The sequence below is a fragment of the Phytobacter sp. RSE-02 genome (genome assembly GCF_040578655.1).
Taxonomy (GTDB): domain Bacteria; phylum Pseudomonadota; class Gammaproteobacteria; order Enterobacterales; family Enterobacteriaceae; genus Phytobacter; species Phytobacter diazotrophicus.
Map to the genome: position 1 here is coordinate 53970 of NZ_JBEULY010000010.1, position 17228 is coordinate 71197.

A 17228-nucleotide genomic window follows, 5' to 3' on the forward strand; every position below is an offset into this window, starting at 1 on the left:
CATAATAGCCTCATACCTGAGCATAATATTCCCTGTGAATGCATCCATAACATGAATACATTCATTCTCGATTGGTTATTAACCACAAAAAAATAAAACCTACCACGACAGAAAGAAAATGACAACAAGCAGAAATTAAACAGGTGGTTAGCAATCAGAATCCTGCCAATAAAAGCATTCAGATAATAGATTTAAAGCACAATAATATTTATTATAAAAATAAACCAATCGCAGAAAAGAATTAATGAAAATCGTAATAAATAAAATATGCGTACAGGCGCCAGGACTTTTACATTGGGTGTTGACAGCCAGATTGTCCGTTTCTCGGTAGTTTCTGTCTGCTGCACTAAAGCATCGTTTCTCGTCTGCCGCCAGGATAATTCACAGACCAAAGGAGAAGACAATGCTTAAAGACCCTGCACAAAAATACCGACCCTATACGCCGATTTCGTTACCCGATCGTCGCTGGCCTGAAAAGCAACAAACCCACGCGCCACGCTGGCTCTCTACAGACCTGCGCGATGGCAACCAGGCGCTTGCAGAGCCCATGGACAGTGAGCGTAAGTTGCAGTTCTGGGATCTGCTCCTCGCCTGCGGTTTTAAAGAGATCGAAGTGGCATTCCCGTCTGCATCGCAAACCGACTTTAACTTTGTACGCCAGTTGATTGAAGAAAACCGCATTCCCCAGGATGTCACTGTCCAGGTATTGACCCAGGCGCGCGAGGATCTGATTCACCGAACCTTCGCTTCATTAATGGGAGCGCACAGCGCCACCATTCACCTCTACAATGCGACGGCACCGCTGTTTCGCAAGCTGGTGTTTGGCATGGAAAAGGCCGACGTGATCGCCCTTGCGGTACGCTCTACACGGCTCATTCGTCAACTCTGCGAACAGCATCCACAGACCCGCTGGCAGTACGAGTATTCCCCGGAAACCTTCTGTTTTACCGAACCGGAATTTGCACTGGAAATCTGTGAAGCCGTGGCCGATGTATGGGAACCCGGCGCTGAACGCCCCATGATTATTAATCTGCCCGCGACGGTAGAAGTCAACACGCCCAACGTTTACGCCGATCAGATTGAATATTTCTGCCGCCACTTTACCCGTCGCCAGACGGTGAGTATCAGCGTGCATCCGCATAACGATCGCGGAACTGGCGTGGCAAGTGCTGAGCTGGCGCTGCTGGCAGGTGCCGATCGCGTTGAAGGCTGTCTGTTCGGTAATGGCGAACGCACCGGCAATGTTTGTCTGGTTACGCTGGCGATGAACCTTTATAGCCAGGGTATCTCTCCGGAACTCGATTTCAGCAATATGCAGCAGGTGGTCGATGTGGTGGAAAACTGTAATCAGTTGCCCGTTCACCCACGTCACCCGTGGGCCGGACGCCTGGCCTATACCGCCTTTTCTGGATCGCATCAGGATGCGATTAAAAAAGGCTTCGATGCCCGCAAAGCTGACGAGCGCTGGGAGATGCCCTATTTGCCCGTCGATCCGCAGGACATTGGTTGTACCTACGAAGCGGTGATCCGCGTGAACAGCCAGTCCGGTAAGAGCGGTAGCGCGTGGCTGATTGAGCAAAATCATGGGCTGAAATTACCCCGCGCGTTACAGCAGGATTTTAGCCAGCATGTACAGCGCGAAACGGACAGCCACGGTAAAGAGATGACGCAAAATGCACTGTGGCGACTCTTCCGCCAGCGCTATGGTCTGGTTGCGCAGCCTGCGCTGGCCCTGGTGGATTATAAAAGCGAAAGCCGCCAGGATGGTCAGTTACATTTGCAGGCCACATTACTGCTACAGGGGACCCATCGTAAAATCGAAGGTCTGGGCAATGGATTACTGTCTGCCGCCGCCGGCGCGCTAAGCCAGTTGCTTAAACAGCCTTTCAGCATTAAGGATTATCACGAACATACGCTCGGAGAACGTAGCGACAGCCGCTCTGTGGCCTACATTCACTGTCTGTATCCGGACGGTAGCGGAAGCTGGGGGGTGGGTATCGATAATGATGTGGCGAGGGCATCGTTACAGGCGTTACTGAATGCGCTGAGCTAACATCACTCGTTTTCCGGTGCGCGGAAATAATCGCTGGGTGATATCCCCATCACCCGGCGAAACATCGCCGTAAACGCACTATGGCTGCCGTATCCCAGATCCAGCGCGACACGTAACACTGAGTGACCTTGCGCAAGCCTGACCAGCGCTTCCATCAGCTTTGCCTGCCGAACCCATTCGCCATAAGTTAACGCCGTTTGCCGTTGAAAATGGCGGTTAAGGGTCTTTTCACTCATGCCGATCAGCGCCGCCGCCTGTGTGCTGCTCCAGGGCTGGGATATCGACTCGCGAATGCGCAGACACAGATTTTTCAGCACCTCACTCTCGGGCTCCGGCAAGAAAAAGGGCAGCACGCGCATACCGCGGATTTCATCGAGTATCAGCTCATAAACATGCTCATCACGACTGGCCGGCGCATATTTTTCGGCAAGAGAAAACGAGGCGACAATCAGCTCGCGTAGCAGTGGCGTAATTTGCACAATCTGGCAGGAGGCGGGTAAATCCGCGCGGGCAAGTGGATCAATAAACAGCGTGCGTGCGGCAACTTTACCCGTAATGCGAATCGCATGTTGTGTTCCGGCAGGCAACCAGACGCCGCGCCCTGGCGGTACGACCCAACAACCTGATGCCGTTTCCACCCGGACGACGCCACTTAAGATATGCAGCAATTGGGCGCACTCATGCTGATGCCACGGCTCGCTTTCTCCGTGTTCATAATCATGGGCAAAGGGGACCAGAGGACGATGGGTAAAGGAGAAGGTTAAGGTTGTGGACATCACTTAACCTCCTTTGCCCATCCCTCTCCCGTTGGGAGAGGGAACATTCGCACTAGATGTGCAGTTCCTGCAGTTTCTCTTTCGGCAGCGCCAGCTCTTCATTGCTGTTTACACGCACGTCTTTTTCGAGAATATGGCGCGCAATGTCCTGCGCTTCGCTCAGCGAGTGCATCTGATATGTGCCGCACTGATAGACGTTAAGTTCCGGAATCTGATTCTGGTTCTGCACTTTCAGGACGTCAGCCATCGCCGCTTTCCAGGCATCGGCCACACGTTGCTCATCAGGCGTACCGATCAGGCTCATATAGAAGCCAGTACGGCAACCCATCGGGGAGATATCGATAATCTCCACGCCATTCCCGTTCAGATGATCACGCATGAAACCTGCGAACAGGTGCTCCAGTGTATGGATACCTTTTTCCGGCATGACTTCTTTATTAGGCACGCAGAAACGCAGGTCGAAAACGGTAATAGCGTCGCCATGGGGAGTGTTCATGCTCTTTGCAACACGAACCGCAGGCGCTTCCATACGGGTATGATCGACAGTGAAGCTATCCAACAATGGCATTTAGTCACCTCCGCAGTGATTTTTTTTAAAATAAAATGAACTCTTCATTCTGATGCGAGTCTGAGTATATGAAAGACGCGCATTTGTTATCATCATCCCTGTTTTCAGAGATGAATATTTTGGCCACAGTAATGTGGCCTTTTTCTTTTCTGTCAGGCGTGTCTCGCGACCAGCGCCTCGAATGTTTCAGTGTCCGAGGCTTCAACCTCTTTCTGGCGCGCCCAGGATACATCGCACTCTTTTCTGAAATCCTCTTCGCGCAAAATTTCCAGCGGTTCTTCACGCAACATAGAACGATACTCTTCTGAGAGCGCTTTGCCCGTACCGCCAATACCTTTATCAAGCATAGAACGCAAAATGCGCGCCGAGAATGTCAGTTCCGGGTTGTCAAAACAGGCCACAAGCTCATCGCAAGCCTTCTCGTAATCGTTGCCGCCATACAGTCCATCAAGCGTCTGCGCGACACGTTTAAGGTCACGGAACAGATCTTTCCCGACTTGTGGTAGTGGGAATTGCGCCGTTTCGCAGCCCATTCCCAGCGTCAGACCCGGTTTACGCCCTTCCAGAATCACGCGATTCCAGTTTTTACGCGTACACAGCAGCTCGTCGCTACTCATTTCCGGCGCATCCGCTAGCACACACCACACCATGAACAGATCGAGGAAACGGATCTGCTGCTCATCCACGCCAATCGGGGTGAACGGATTGATGTCCAGCGAACGCACTTCAATATATTCAATTCCGCCGCGCAACAGCGCATCTGACGGCGACTCACCGCTACACGTTACGCGTTTCGGGCGAATCGGGGCATAAAGTTCGTTTTCAATCTGCAGGATATTGGTATTGATCTGCAGGTACTTACCCTCTTTTTTCAGACCAATCTTCGCGTATTCCTCAGAGGGCGTTTTAATCGCGCGTTTCAGCGCCACGACATAATCAGACAGGTTGTTAAAGGTGATGCCAAGATTACTTTGCGACTTGTTGGTATACCCCAGGTCGCTCAAACGCAGTGAAGTGGCATACGGCAGATAATGCATGCCGCCAGGGGTTTTCTCGAAAGGTAGCGTCGAAGGTTTGCCCTGCAGGAAAGAGGGGCAAATCGCCGGGGACGCGCCAAACAGATACGGAATGACCCAACCAAAACGGTAATAGTTACGGATCAGACGGAAGTAACCGTCAGAAACGGATTCTTTATCAGTTTCCCCACATTTCGCTTCCCAAAAGGCCATCGGCAGCGAAAAATTGTAATGCACGCCTGAAATGGTCTGCATCAACGCGCCATAGCGGTTTTTCAACCCTTCACGGTACAGCGTTTTAAGACGACCGATATTTGACGAGCCATACTGCGCCAGTTCGATATCCTGGCCGTTTTCGATATAGCACGGCATGCTGAGCGGCCACATGCGCTCATCACCTATTTCACGAGCAGCAAAGCGGTGAATATCACGCATGATGGTCAGCATATGCTGAATATCACCGTCTACCGGAGTAATAAATTCCAGCAATGCTTCGGCAAAATCTGTCGTAATCCATTTATGGGTCAACGCGGAACCAAGTGCGTGCGGATGGCCGGTGGTTGCCAGCGTGCCATCTGCCTTGACGCGCAGCGTTTCGCGCTCAAGACCACGTTGAATCCCCTTTAGAGCCTGAGGATTTTTTTCCAGCCAGGACAATGCCTGTGATACGTCCGGGATCAAATTGACCTCCCGCCTGTAATATTCATTTTATTAAGCATAATTGTAATGGTTGACGATTAAAGGTCACTCACTCAGTCCAATTAGTGCCACCACGTCATACCCTGGAGCGTTGCCATCGCGACAATCACATAACGCAACGCTTTCCCAAGGCACAAAAAAAACACGACTGGCCCCCAGGGAATGCGCATCCATCCCGCCAGCAGGCACAGCAAATCGCCGATTACAGGCATCCAGCTTAATAACAGTGTGGCTGCACCATAGCGTCTTAGCCAACCTGTTGCTTTTTCTTGCCAGCGCGACTTTTCACGCACTGGAAAGAAGCGCCCAAGAATAACGTTAGTCAACCCTCCAAGGCTATTACCCATTGTTGCTATTAATACGAGTAACCACGGCTGACTAAGGCCGGAAAGCAGCATAGCAATCAGCACCACCTCAGAGTTACCTGGAAGCAAGGTGGCGCTAAGAAAACTGCTGGCAAACAGTGAAACAAGAGAAAGCGCTTCACTCACAACAGGCGCACATCCACAGCATCCATCCCGGCCGCGCGTGCCGCCTGCAGGCCAAAGTCCGCATCCTCAAAAACCACGCATCTTTCCGGTGCGACACCCATTTTTTCCGCACATAGCAAAAAAGTATCGGGTGCCGGTTTATGGTTTTTTACATGATCGGCTGCAACCACGGCCGCGAAATAGTGACGCAGACCAAGATGGGATAACAGTGCTTCGGCGATCGCGCTTTCGCTCCCCGTCCCGACCGATAACGGACGGCGACCATACCACTCTTTGACAACATCAATCAGCGGTAGCGGACGAACGGTATCCAGAAGCATCGCTTTTACCGCTTCTGTTTTTTCACGTGCGAGCGCATAAGGGTCAAGATCGGCCTGATTGAGTTCAATTACCGACTGTGCGATGCGCCAGGTAGGAGAACCGTTCAGCGCAATCATCGCCTGTATATCGTAACGCAGACCATAATGCCCAAGCACCTCATGCCAGGCTTTACGGTGAGTCGGTTCGGTATCCAGGATGGTGCCATCCATATCGAAAATCAGACCATCGTAACGTTCGTACATCGTGTTCTCATCGAGCGGATAACAAAACGTTACTTTATCGTAAACAAAGATTTTTGTCGCTGCCCGACGTAGAGACAACAAAGACGCCCTGGGGCGCCTTTGTGTTTTGCGGAGGATTATTTGATCCTCAAATCGTTCTCGACCACCCGCACGCCCGGAACCCGGCGAGCGACCTCCACCGCGCGCTTAGCACTTTCAGCCGAGGAGACAAAACCACTCAGTTGCACACGCCCTTTAAAGGTTTCAACGCTGATTTCCGAAGATTTAATGTTTTTATCATTGAAGAGCGCGGTTTTGACTTTAGTTGTCACGACGGTGTCGTCTATATAGCCGCCGGTGCTTTCCTTTTTAGACGAGCCCGCACAACCGCTCAGGGTCAGTGCGAAAAGTAACATTGCGCAAAACGCAGAAATAGCTTTGTACCCTTTCATGATATCTCTCCTTGCCTTCGCCTTACTCAATTTACATCGTTACGAGCAGATAAATTATAGAGGAAAGAACAACCTGCCAATAAAAATCTGTCAGGGAAGGAAAAAGCATACGTAAAAAATGTGTACGAAAAATAAGATGGCGGAGAAGAGAACGTTGTTTCGGAGAAGAGGGGGCATCCAGGAGGATGACGCACTGCGTTCGCCCTGCGGGCCGTTGCTGACGCAACGTATCCTCCCTGATGCTGGCGATGATCGCGCAGACCATGAAACAACAATGCTGACGTTATTCCGGAGAAGATGGTGCATCCAGGAGGATTCGAACCTCCGACCGCTCGGTTCGTAGCCGAGTACTCTATCCAGCTGAGCTATGGATGCATCGGGATTACTGCTTTACTGCTGATATCAAATACCGCTTTTGAAGCGCTACCTGACAAAAGAGGGTACATCCAGGAGGATGACGTACTGCGTTCGCCCTGCGGGCCGTTGCTGACACAACGTTATCTTCCCTGATCCTGGCAATTATCGCGCAGACCATGAAACAACAATGCTGATGTTATTCCGGAGAAGATGGTGCATCCAGGAGGATTCGAACCTCCGACCGCTCGGTTCGTAGCCGAGTACTCTATCCAGCTGAGCTATGGATGCATCGGGATTACTGCTTTACTACTGATATCAAATATCCCTTTTAAAGCGATACCTGATAAAGATGGTGCATCCAGGAGGATTCGAACCTCCGACCGCTCGGTTCGTAGCCGAGTACTCTATCCAGCTGAGCTATGGATGCATCAGGATTTACTGCTTTACTACCGATTCAATGCCGCTCAACAAGCCGCAACACTGAGAAAGATGGTGCATCCAGGAGGATTCGAACCTCCGACCGCTCGGTTCGTAGCCGAGTACTCTATCCAGCTGAGCTATGGATGCAAATGGCGGTGAGGCGGGGATTCGAACCCCGGATGCAGCTTTTGACCGCATACTCCCTTAGCAGGGGAGCGCCTTCAGCCTCTCGGCCACCTCACCACACGCCTCTTACGAGTGCTTCGAAGAACTTGTTTCTGCTCATCGTCGCTGCGTGGCGCACATATTACTTTCTGGGACTTATAAGTCAAACAATTTTTCCAGCCCCTGAATCGTTTGCACACTTCGCAGACAATTAGCCGGTTAAAAGTGCAAAAAGGATGTTTTATCAGCAGAAATTACCGATGCGCCCCGTACGCCAGTACGGACAAAAGGCTGAGAAAAAGAAGTGAGAATAGAGAGTGTGAAATAAAAAGGTAACGCGATTAAGAGAGAATTGGGGAAAAATGTTGCGTCTCGCCGGAACGGCGAGACGCGGTAATATCAATAACTGGACTGCTGTGATTTTTCAGCCTGGATACGCTGGTAGATTTCTTCACGATGAACAGATACTTCTTTAGGAGCGTTAACGCCAATACGCACTTGGTTACCTTTAACCCCTAAAACAGTCACAGTGACCTCATCCCCAATCATGAGGGTCTCACCAACTCGACGAGTCAGAATCAGCATTCTTTGCTCCTTGAAAGATTAAAAGAGTCGGGTCTCTCTGTATCCCGGCATTCTCCATCATATAACGCCAAAAAGTAAGCGATGACAAACACGTTAAGTGTAAGCAGTCACGGCATCACATTCTGTTAGACGTAAGTTTAGCCGATATACACAACTTCAACCTGACTTTATCGTTTTCAATAGCGTAGTGGCAAGAACGCCATGGCGACAAGGCCATGGCGACTGCTATTCGCTTTGTAATTTTTACAGTTTCGCGCCGACCCAGCCTTTTACGCTGGCCATTGCTGCCGGAAGTGCTGCCACATCCGTGCCACCGGCTTGCGCCATATCTGGACGCCCGCCACCTTTACCGCCCACTTGCTGGGCAACCATCCCAACCAGCTCCCCTGCTTTAACGCGGTCGGTCACATCCTTAGACACACCCGCAATCAGAGAAACCTTACCTTCTGCCACTGTGGCCAGAACGATAACGGCAGAACCTAATTGGTTCTTGAGATCGTCGACCATGGTACGCAGCATCTTCGGTTCAACACCCTCCAGCACGCTGACAAGGAGTTTAACGCCGTTGATATCCTCAGCCTTCCCGGTCAAGCTTGCGCTTTCCTGAGCGGCCTGTTGTTCTTTAAGCTGTTGCAGCTCTTTCTCAAGCTGACGAGTACGCTCCAGCGCGGAACGGACTTTGTCACCGAGATTGGCACTATCGCCTTTCAGCAATTGTGCAATATCCTGCAACTGGTCGCTTTGCGCATGAAGGGCCGCAATAGCGCCTTCGCCAGTAACCGCTTCAATACGGCGGACGCCCGCTGCCGTGCCGGACTCAGATACAATGCGGAACAGGCCGATGTCGCCTGTACGCGATGCGTGAGTACCACCACACAGTTCAGTGGAGAAATCGCCCATGCGCAGAACACGCACGCGGTCATCATATTTCTCACCAAACAGCGCCATTGCGCCAGAGGCTTTTGCCGCGTCGATATCCATGATGTTGGTTTCGATAGGCAGGTTGCGGCGAATTTGCGCGTTCACCAGATCTTCTACCGCACGGATTTCAGACGGTTTCATCGCTTCGAAATGTGAGAAGTCGAAACGCAGCGCCTTATCGTTAACCAGTGAGCCTTTCTGCGCCACATGCGTCCCCAGCACATCGCGTAGTGCGGCATGCATCAGGTGCGTTGCAGAGTGGTTCAGACGAATACGCAGACGACGAGCTTCGTCGACTTCGGCTTTCACGCCGTCGCCCACTTTCAGTGAACCTGTGGCAACGCGCCCCAGATGACCGATCGCCTGGCCGTATTTCTGCGTATCATTGACGGTGAACGTAAAGCCGTTGCCTTTAAGCTCACCTTTGTCACCCACCTGACCACCGGATTCGGCATAGAACGGCGTCTGGTCCAGAATCACAACAGCGTCCTGACCAGCGTTCACCGCATTCACAGCTTTACCATCAACAAACAGCGCGGTCACTTTGCCGGTCAGTTCCAGATGGTCATAACCTTTAAATTCTGAGCTGCCATCAACACGGATCATCGCATTATAGTCGGCGCCAAAACCGCTGGATTCACGCGCACGACGACGCTGCTCTTCCATTGCGGCTTCAAAGCCTTTTTCGTCGACTTTCAGATTACGCTCGCGGCATACGTCAGCCGTCAGATCCACCGGGAAGCCATAGGTGTCGTACAGGCGGAAAGCGGTTTCGCCGTCCAGCGTGTCGCCTTTGAGTTTCGCCAGCTCTTCGTCCAGCAGCGCCAGGCCACGCTCCAGCGTACGGGCAAATTGTTCTTCTTCGGTTTTCAGAACTTGCTCAACCTGCGTTTGCTGGCGTTTCAGTTCTTCACCGGCAGATCCCATGACGTCGAGCAGTGGGCCAACCAGTTTATAGAAGAACGTATCTTTCGCGCCCAGCATGTTGCCGTGACGGATTGCACGGCGAATGATACGACGCAGCACATAGCCACGGTTTTCATTCGACGGGATCACGCCGTCAGCAATCAGGAAGGCACAGGAACGAATATGGTCCGCGATCACGCGCAGGGATTTGTTACTCAAATCGGTCGCGCCGGTCACATCAGCGACCGCTTTGATAAGTTTGCTGAACAGGTCGATTTCGTAGTTGGAATTCACATGTTGCAGCACCGCAGTGATACGTTCGAGCCCCATACCTGTATCAACGGACGGTTTCGGCAGCGGCTCCATGGTACCGTCAGCCTGACGGTTGAACTGCATAAAGACGATGTTCCAGATCTCAATGTAACGGTCGCCGTCTTCTTCCGGGCTTCCCGGAGGGCCACCCCAGATATGGTCGCCATGGTCGTAGAAAATCTCGGTACAAGGGCCGCACGGACCGGTATCGCCCATCTGCCAGAAGTTATCGGAAGCATAAGGCGCGCCTTTGTTGTCTCCGATACGGATAATGCGCTCGCGCGGAATTCCGACTTCTTTTTCCCAGATTTCGTAGGCTTCGTCGTCGGTCTCGTACACCGTTACCCACAGACGCTCTTTTGGCAGTTTGAACCAGTTATCACCGGTCAGCAGTTCCCATGCGTACTGGATAGCATCGTGTTTGAAGTAGTCGCCGAAGCTGAAGTTACCCAGCATTTCGAAGAAGGTATGATGGCGCGCGGTGTAACCGACGTTTTCCAGGTCGTTGTGTTTACCACCCGCACGCACGCAGCGCTGCGCGGTAGTAGCACGGGAATAATTACGCTTGTCGAGCCCAAGGAATACGTCCTTGAACTGGTTCATCCCGGCGTTGGTAAACAGCAGAGTCGGGTCGTTATTCGGCACAAGGGAGCTGCTCGCAACTACCTGATGGCCCTTGCTATGGAAAAAATCGAGAAACGCCTGACGGATCTCAGCGGTGCTCTTGCTCATAATTATCCTGAAATCAAGCTAACGAAATGTCGTAACGGATTACTGCCCTTTGACAGACAGCAACCCGCTACTGGAAAAAGTGGGAATAAGATAAGTTTTCTTTACTACGAAGTAAAATCCCGTATGCGGTCAACCGGCAAAATTTCGCCAGATTTCCTGAATATCTTCCAGTAAATAACCGCGATAGAGTAAAAAGCGTTGCACTTTTACTTTCTCCGCAAAAGCCACGGGTAGCGGCTCGCCGAATTTGCGTTGCGCCTGTTCCCGGGCAAGTTCGCACCAGTCGATATCGCATTCTCGCATCGCGCTTTCGCAGATATCCCGCGCCAGCCCCTTCTGACCCATTTCCTGGCGGATACGCGCAGGGCCGTATCCCTTGCGACTGCGGCTGGCAATGAACTGACGGGCAAAGCGCACATCGTCGAGGTAGTTATTTTCCATGCACCAGGCAATGACTTTATCGACATCTTCCGGCGTGGCATCCGTTTTTTCCAGACCATTTTTCCCCATAACCGGGGCGGTAAGTTTTCTGCGAAGTTCCTGCTCCGCATGGTCACGCATGGCCAAAATGCGTAAGGCGCGGTCAAGCAGGCGGGCGTAAGCGGAGCGTCGGGGCGTGTTGTCAGACATGGTTAAATCCTGGCAGACTCTGAAAAACAAAAGGGCTGCATCCGCAGCCCTTGATTGTTATTCAGATTATCAGAAATCTTCGTTGGTTTCTTCGACACCTTCACCGCTGTCGTCCACCGAGAAATCAGCACCGGAGGAAGGGTTGCTGAGCAGAATCTCACGCACTTTCTTCTCGATTTCTTTCGCCGTTGCCGGGTTTTCTTTCAGCCAGTTTGTCGCATTCGCTTTACCCTGACCGATTTTCTCGCCGTTGTAGCTGTACCAGGCGCCCGCTTTTTCAATCAGCTTCTCTTTCACGCCCAGGTCAACCAGCTCGCCGTAGAAGTTAATACCTTCGCCGTAGAGGATCTGGAACTCAGCCTGTTTGAACGGTGCAGCGATTTTGTTTTTCACCACTTTCACGCGGGTTTCGCTACCCACCACGTTGTCGCCCTCTTTCACCGCGCCAACGCGACGAATATCCAGACGAACAGAGGCGTAGAATTTCAGCGCGTTACCACCGGTGGTGGTTTCCGGGTTACCGAACATGACGCCAATTTTCATACGGATCTGGTTGATAAAGATCAGCAGCGTGTTGGACTGCTTAAGGTTACCCGCCAGTTTACGCATCGCCTGGCTCATCATACGTGCCGCGAGGCCCATGTGAGAGTCGCCGATTTCACCTTCGATTTCTGCTTTCGGCGTCAGCGCCGCAACGGAGTCGACAACGATAACGTCAACGGCACCAGAGCGTGCCAGCGCATCACAGATTTCCAGCGCCTGCTCACCGGTATCCGGCTGAGAACACAGCAGATTGTCGATATCAACGCCCAGCTTACGTGCGTATACAGGGTCCAGCGCGTGTTCGGCGTCGATAAACGCACAGGTTTTGCCTTCACGCTGTGCCGCGGCGATAACCTGGAGGGTCAACGTCGTTTTACCGGACGATTCTGGCCCGTAAATTTCAACAATACGGCCCATTGGCAGACCGCCCGCACCCAGTGCGATATCCAGCGAAAGTGAACCGGTGGAGATCGTTTCGACATCCATAGAACGGTCTTCACCCAGACGCATGATGGAGCCTTTACCGAATTGCTTTTCGATCTGACCCAGTGCGGCCGCAAGCGCCTTTTGTTTGTTTTCGTCGATAGCCATTATTACTCCTGTCATGCAAGGTGAAGCGACTATGCTCCGCCGTGAATTTCTGTTCTGTTGTCGCAATTATACTGTATGGTCATACAGTATCAAGTATTTTGTAGAAAATGTTGCCACAGTGTTTGCAACGCATACACCGTCGCCTGACGACGCACCGCTTCGCGGTCTCCATCGAAGCACTCGCGGCGGGTAATGCCCTGCCCGCTAACGCTGGCAAACCCAAACCACACGGTGCCGACAGGCTTGCTGTCGCTGCCACCGTCCGGCCCGGCAATGCCGCTTATTGAGATAGCGTAATCCGCCCGCGCGGCTTTTAGCGCGCCAATCGCCATCTCTACCACTACGGGTTCACTCACTGCGCCATGTGCCGCGAGCGTTTCGGCCTTGACGCCAATCATCTGCGACTTGGCCTCATTACTGTAGGTGACAAAGCCACGCTCAAACCAGGCGGAACTCCCGGCGATATCGGTAATGGCTTTTGCCACCCAGCCCCCCGTACAGGACTCCGCCGTGGTGACGGTCGCCCCGCGCGCCTTGAGCGCCAGCCCCACACGCTCACTTAGTTGCATTAATTCGCTGTCAGTCATAGTGACCCCTGTCGTGCAAAAACCGTGGCGCAAAAGATACCACTTTCAGGATAAAGGTGGGGATGCGGTGACGAATTTACGAGGAGGCTTCAGAAAAAAGCCAGCTTTCGCTGGCTTAGAGAGGTTATTTCATGCTGTTAGCGATGGTTTCAACATTGTGGCGAAACGCTTTGACGTATGAGTCCGCCACGCCCCCTTTTTTGCTCAGCGCCTCAGGATAGAGCTCTCCGCCAGGCTGTGCGCCGGTCGCTCTGGCAATCTGTTTGACCAGGCGCGGATCAAGCTGGTTTTCCATAAACCAGGTATGCACGCCGTCGGCTTTAATCTGCTTAATCAGCTCGGCCACCTGCTGCGCGCTGGCTTCACTTTCCGAGGAGATACCCTGCGGGGCGAGGAACGTTACGCCGTACGCCCGGCCAAAGTAACCAAACGCGTCGTGGCTGGTCAGCACTTTGCGTTTCTCTTGCGGTACCGCGTCAAACTGGGTTTTCGCCCAGCTATCGAGCTGCTGAACCTGCTCAATATAACGCTGGCCGGTCGCCTTCAGCGCCGCTTCATCCTGCGGATCGGCTTTGACGTACGCCGCAAGAATATTCTTCGCATAGAGCGCGCCGTTAGCCGCACTGTTCCAGGCGTGCGGGTCGGTCACAGTTTTGCCGTCTTCTTCCAACGTATGGGTAGAAACGCCCTCAGAAGCGACAACCACAACCCCTTTAAAGCCAGACGCTTTCACCAGCCGGTCCAGCCAGCCTTCCAGCCCCAGACCATTGACCACCACCACATCGGCCTTATTGAGCAACGCGCTATCTTTGGCGCTCGGCTCGAAGGTATGCGGGTCGCCATCCGGCCCGACCAGCGTAGTGACTTTCACATGATCGCCACCGGTTTTGGCGGCGATATCCCCCAGTACCGAGAAACTGGCTACCACGTTTAATGTTTTCGCCATGACACTTTGCGTCATCAGCCCAAGCGCTAATGCCAGAACCACACCTGCCTTTTTCATCATGTCTCCTTGCCTGTTTTTTGTGCGCGTAAGGTGCTGCGCACGCCGAATAAGATGGAAAAAATAAACACGACGCTCGCGCTCAGGACGATAGATGGCCCCGCCGGTAGCCCTGCCATCCACGAAAGACTCAGACCAAACCATGCGCACAGCGCGCCGCTAACGCCTGCAAATAAAAGCAGGCCAGGGAGTGTCCGCGCCCAACAGCGTGCCGCTACCGCCGGTAAAATCATCCCCCCCACCGCCATTAATGTGCCCAGCACCTGAAACCCGGCCACGAGATTCAACACCAGCAGTGCCAGAAACAAGCTGTGAAGCAGAGCGGGAAGTCGCGGCGCGTTAATCTGCAAAAAACTGCTGTCGAAGGCTTCACTCACCAGTCCGCGATAAAACAGCGCCAGGCACAGGAGCGTCAGGCTGGCGACGCCCGCGACAAACAACGCCGCGTCCTGATCGACCGCCAGGACCGAGCCAAACAGTAAATGCAGCAGGTCAACGCTTGAGCCACGCAGCGATACCAGCGTCACGCCCAGCGCCAGTGATGCGAGATACAAACCGGCAAAGCTGGCGTCCTCTTTGAGCGGCGTGCGTCGGCTGATGATCCCGGCCACCAGAGCCACGATAATTCCGGCCAAAAAACCGCCCAGACTCATCGCCAGTAATGACATGCCGTTGAGTAAGTAGCCTGCCGCCACGCCCGGTAAAATCGCGTGCGAGAGCGCATCGCCCATCAGGCTCATACGCCGCAGTTGCAAAAAGACACCCAGCGCCGTGGTGCTGACGGATAAAGCCAGACACACCACCAGCGCGCGGCGCATAAAGCCGAACTCAATAAACGGCTGGAAAAAGAGATGCCATATCATGCCAGGCACGCTCCGCTGTTCTGCGTCAGGGTCACGTCAGTCGCCCCCCAATGGGCGCTTTCTGTATCCAGACGCAGCGTCTGAGGGAAATAGCGTTTGACACGTTCGCTATCGTGCAACACGGCGAGGATGGTTTGTCCCTGCTGATGCATATCGACAATCTGCTCCATCAGCACCTGGCTTGTGGCCTCATCAATGCCGGTAAAGGGTTCATCGAGCATGACGAGCGGCGCATGCTGTAACCACATGCGGGCAAAAAGCATGCGCTGAAACTGGCCACCGGAGAGGGCTTCAACGGTGGTGCGCGCCATCATCAGCAGCCCCACCCGCTCCAACGCTTCAGCAACATGCGCTCTGGCCTGGCGATTGAGACCGCGAAACAGCGAGATACGCGGCCAGGCACCCATGCTGACCACATCCTGCACCGTAATGGGAAAATGCGGGTCCAGCGTCTGCCGCTGTGCCAGCCAGCCGATAACCGGGCGTGAAGGCGTCCAGCGCAGCGTGCCACTGACCGGCGGCAGTATGCCTGCCAGCGTTTTGAGTAATGTCGATTTGCCGCAGCCATTGGCCCCGACAATCGCGGTCATGCTGCCGGCTTCAATGACACCGCACAGAGAGGGGGTAATGGCGCGCGAGCCGTAGCCCGCCACCAGATGATCAAGCTCAATCATGCCAGCGCCACCGACCATGCCGTAAGCAGCCACAGCACAACTAACAACGCCGCAGCCAGTCCAAGCCGGACCGCGCTGGCGCAGGAGAAAAGGGTTACATCCATCATCACTGAACCTTCATAATGTTATAACATAACAATAATCAGAAGCAGTGATGAAGTAAACGGGAATTTATCGGGTGAATGCGTCGAAATGTTTCAGCCCCTCCCGCAGGAGGGGCTGACAATTAGCGAACGCGCGCCAGCGCAACCGCCTGACCAAGCTGCCAGACCGCCATCGCGTAGTGCGTGCTGCTGTTGTAACGGGTGATGGTGTAGAAGTTGGGTAAGCCGTACCAGTACTCATAATTGGTGCCAACATCCAGGCGCAACAGGCTGGCCTGTTGGTGGTTTCCCAACGGTTGCTGCGGCGTTAAGCCCGCTGATGCCAGTTGCGCCACGCTGTAGTTGGTTTTAAAGCCATTCGCCAGCCCCGGCGCCTGGCCATTAGCAGGCACCGCCACCAGATCGCCTTTCACCCAACCATGTTCTTTAAAGTAGTTTGCCACGCTGCCGATGGCATCGACCGGATCCCACAGGTTGATATGCCCGTCGCCATTAAAATCAACGGCATACTGTTTGTAAGACGACGGCATAAACTGACCGTAGCCCATCGCACCGGCGAACGAACCTTTCAAATCGAGCGGATCATCACTTTCATCTCGCGCCATTAGCAGGAACGTTTCCAGTTCGCTGGAGAAATACGCGGCGCGGCGTGGATAGTCGAAGGAGAGCGTCGCCAGCGCATCAAGGATACGCGTTTTGCCCATCACGCGGCCCCAGCGGGTTTCCACGCCGATAATGCCAACGATAATTTCCGGCGGTACGCCGTAGACCATCCATGCGCGATTCAGCGCGTCTTCATATTGATTCCAGAACGCCACGCCGTTTTGCACGTTATCCGGAGTGATGAACTGGCTGCGATAGCGCAGCCAGGCGCCATTCGGCCCTACCGGTGCCGGGCCGGTTGGTGCCTGGCGGTCCATCAGGCGCAGCACGTAATCGAGTCGCTTCGCCTGAGAGAGAATTTCGTGTAACTGCTGACGGTCAAAGCCGTGTTTGCTCACCATCTCATTGATGAACTGCTCCGCCGCCGGGTTATTGGCGAAGTCGCCGCCCATTGCCATCACATTATGCTGCGGCTTGAGCAGGAAACCGCCAGAGGGTTCCGCAGGTTGACCGGTTATCACACCGTCGGTAGATGCTGCGGTTTGATGAGGTTTGCTGCTGCAGGCGGCAAGTAAAACGAGCGCAGGGAGGAGCGCTGCGTAACGACGCTTAAACATGGGACATCCATTTAACAA

General features: G+C 53.4%; 16 protein-coding genes and 5 tRNA genes. 1 reads left to right on the forward strand and 20 read right to left on the reverse strand.

Features of this window, described 5'->3' with window-relative positions; translation table 11 throughout:
* The first annotated feature begins 403 nt into the window (after window positions 1-403).
* Window positions 404-2053, forward strand: a complete 1650-nt coding sequence (gene leuA / locus ABU190_RS19435; protein WP_354692177.1) for a 2-isopropylmalate synthase — start codon at window positions 404-406, stop codon at window positions 2051-2053.
* Between the two features lie 2 nt (window positions 2054-2055).
* On the opposite strand, the gene ABU190_RS19440 is transcribed toward leuA, so the two are convergent.
* The 20 genes from ABU190_RS19440 to mltB all read right to left on the reverse strand — a co-directional run bounded on the left by ABU190_RS19440 (window position 2056) and on the right by mltB (window position 17210).
* Complete coding sequence (locus ABU190_RS19440; RefSeq protein ID WP_354692178.1) at window positions 2056-2829, reverse strand: helix-turn-helix transcriptional regulator; 774 nt, start codon at window positions 2827-2829, stop codon at window positions 2056-2058.
* A 52-nt stretch (window positions 2830-2881) separates the two neighbouring features.
* Entirely contained in the window at window positions 2882-3397 is a 516-nt protein-coding gene (gene luxS, locus ABU190_RS19445; RefSeq protein WP_039077615.1) for an S-ribosylhomocysteine lyase, read from the reverse strand.
* Window positions 3398-3549: 152 nt separating this feature from the next.
* A complete protein-coding gene (gshA, locus tag ABU190_RS19450) occupies window positions 3550-5094 on the reverse strand; it encodes a glutamate--cysteine ligase (RefSeq protein ID WP_354692179.1) in 1545 nt (514 codons plus the stop codon).
* Between the two features lie 80 nt (window positions 5095-5174).
* On the reverse strand, window positions 5175-5603 hold the full coding sequence (locus ABU190_RS19455; protein ID WP_354692180.1) for a YqaA family protein: 429 nt from the start codon (window positions 5601-5603) through the stop codon (window positions 5175-5177).
* Complete coding sequence (yqaB, locus tag ABU190_RS19460; RefSeq protein ID WP_079497813.1) at window positions 5600-6166, reverse strand: fructose-1-phosphate/6-phosphogluconate phosphatase; 567 nt, start codon at window positions 6164-6166, stop codon at window positions 5600-5602. Before yqaB ends, ABU190_RS19455 begins: the two co-directional genes overlap by 4 nt.
* Before the next feature lie 116 nt (window positions 6167-6282).
* A complete protein-coding gene (locus tag ABU190_RS19465; protein WP_354692181.1) occupies window positions 6283-6597 on the reverse strand; it encodes a BON domain-containing protein in 315 nt (104 codons plus the stop codon).
* A 298-nt stretch (window positions 6598-6895) separates the two neighbouring features.
* Window positions 6896-6972 (reverse strand) — tRNA-Arg (locus ABU190_RS19470).
* Between the two features lie 193 nt (window positions 6973-7165).
* A tRNA-Arg gene (locus ABU190_RS19475) sits at window positions 7166-7242 on the reverse strand.
* A 62-nt stretch (window positions 7243-7304) separates the two neighbouring features.
* Window positions 7305-7381: transfer RNA gene (locus tag ABU190_RS19480), tRNA-Arg, on the reverse strand.
* A gap of 63 nt (window positions 7382-7444) precedes the next feature.
* Window positions 7445-7521 (reverse strand) — tRNA-Arg (locus tag ABU190_RS19485).
* A gap of 3 nt (window positions 7522-7524) precedes the next feature.
* Window positions 7525-7617, reverse strand: a tRNA-Ser gene (locus tag ABU190_RS19490).
* Between the two features lie 321 nt (window positions 7618-7938).
* Window positions 7939-8124: a carbon storage regulator CsrA gene (gene csrA / locus ABU190_RS19495; protein ID WP_000906486.1), complete on the reverse strand. Its 186-nt coding sequence runs from the start codon at window positions 8122-8124 to the stop codon at window positions 7939-7941.
* 243 nt (window positions 8125-8367) lie between these two features.
* Entirely contained in the window at window positions 8368-10995 is a 2628-nt protein-coding gene (alaS, locus tag ABU190_RS19500; protein ID WP_071194733.1) for an alanine--tRNA ligase, read from the reverse strand.
* 129 nt (window positions 10996-11124) lie between these two features.
* Window positions 11125-11625, reverse strand: coding sequence for a recombination regulator RecX (gene recX / locus ABU190_RS19505; protein WP_079497810.1), 501 nt, complete (start codon window positions 11623-11625; stop codon window positions 11125-11127).
* Window positions 11626-11694: 69 nt separating this feature from the next.
* On the reverse strand, window positions 11695-12759 hold the full coding sequence (gene recA, locus ABU190_RS19510) for a recombinase RecA (protein WP_039077622.1): 1065 nt from the start codon (window positions 12757-12759) through the stop codon (window positions 11695-11697).
* Between the two features lie 89 nt (window positions 12760-12848).
* Window positions 12849-13346: a nicotinamide-nucleotide amidase gene (gene pncC, locus ABU190_RS19515; protein WP_039077623.1), complete on the reverse strand. Its 498-nt coding sequence runs from the start codon at window positions 13344-13346 to the stop codon at window positions 12849-12851.
* A 124-nt stretch (window positions 13347-13470) separates the two neighbouring features.
* Entirely contained in the window at window positions 13471-14349 is an 879-nt protein-coding gene (locus tag ABU190_RS19520; protein WP_354692229.1) for a metal ABC transporter substrate-binding protein, read from the reverse strand.
* Window positions 14349-15212 carry a metal ABC transporter permease gene (locus tag ABU190_RS19525; protein WP_354692182.1) on the reverse strand — a complete coding sequence of 288 codons (864 nt, stop codon included), beginning with the start codon at window positions 15210-15212 and terminating at the stop codon, window positions 14349-14351. Before ABU190_RS19525 ends, ABU190_RS19520 begins: the two co-directional genes overlap by 1 nt.
* Complete coding sequence (locus tag ABU190_RS19530; protein WP_354692183.1) at window positions 15209-15886, reverse strand: metal ABC transporter ATP-binding protein; 678 nt, start codon at window positions 15884-15886, stop codon at window positions 15209-15211. The genes ABU190_RS19525 and ABU190_RS19530 overlap by 4 nt, the downstream gene beginning before the upstream one ends.
* A gap of 226 nt (window positions 15887-16112) precedes the next feature.
* Entirely contained in the window at window positions 16113-17210 is a 1098-nt protein-coding gene (gene mltB / locus ABU190_RS19535; protein WP_172600622.1) for a lytic murein transglycosylase B, read from the reverse strand.
* Window positions 17211-17228: the final 18 nt, after the last annotated feature.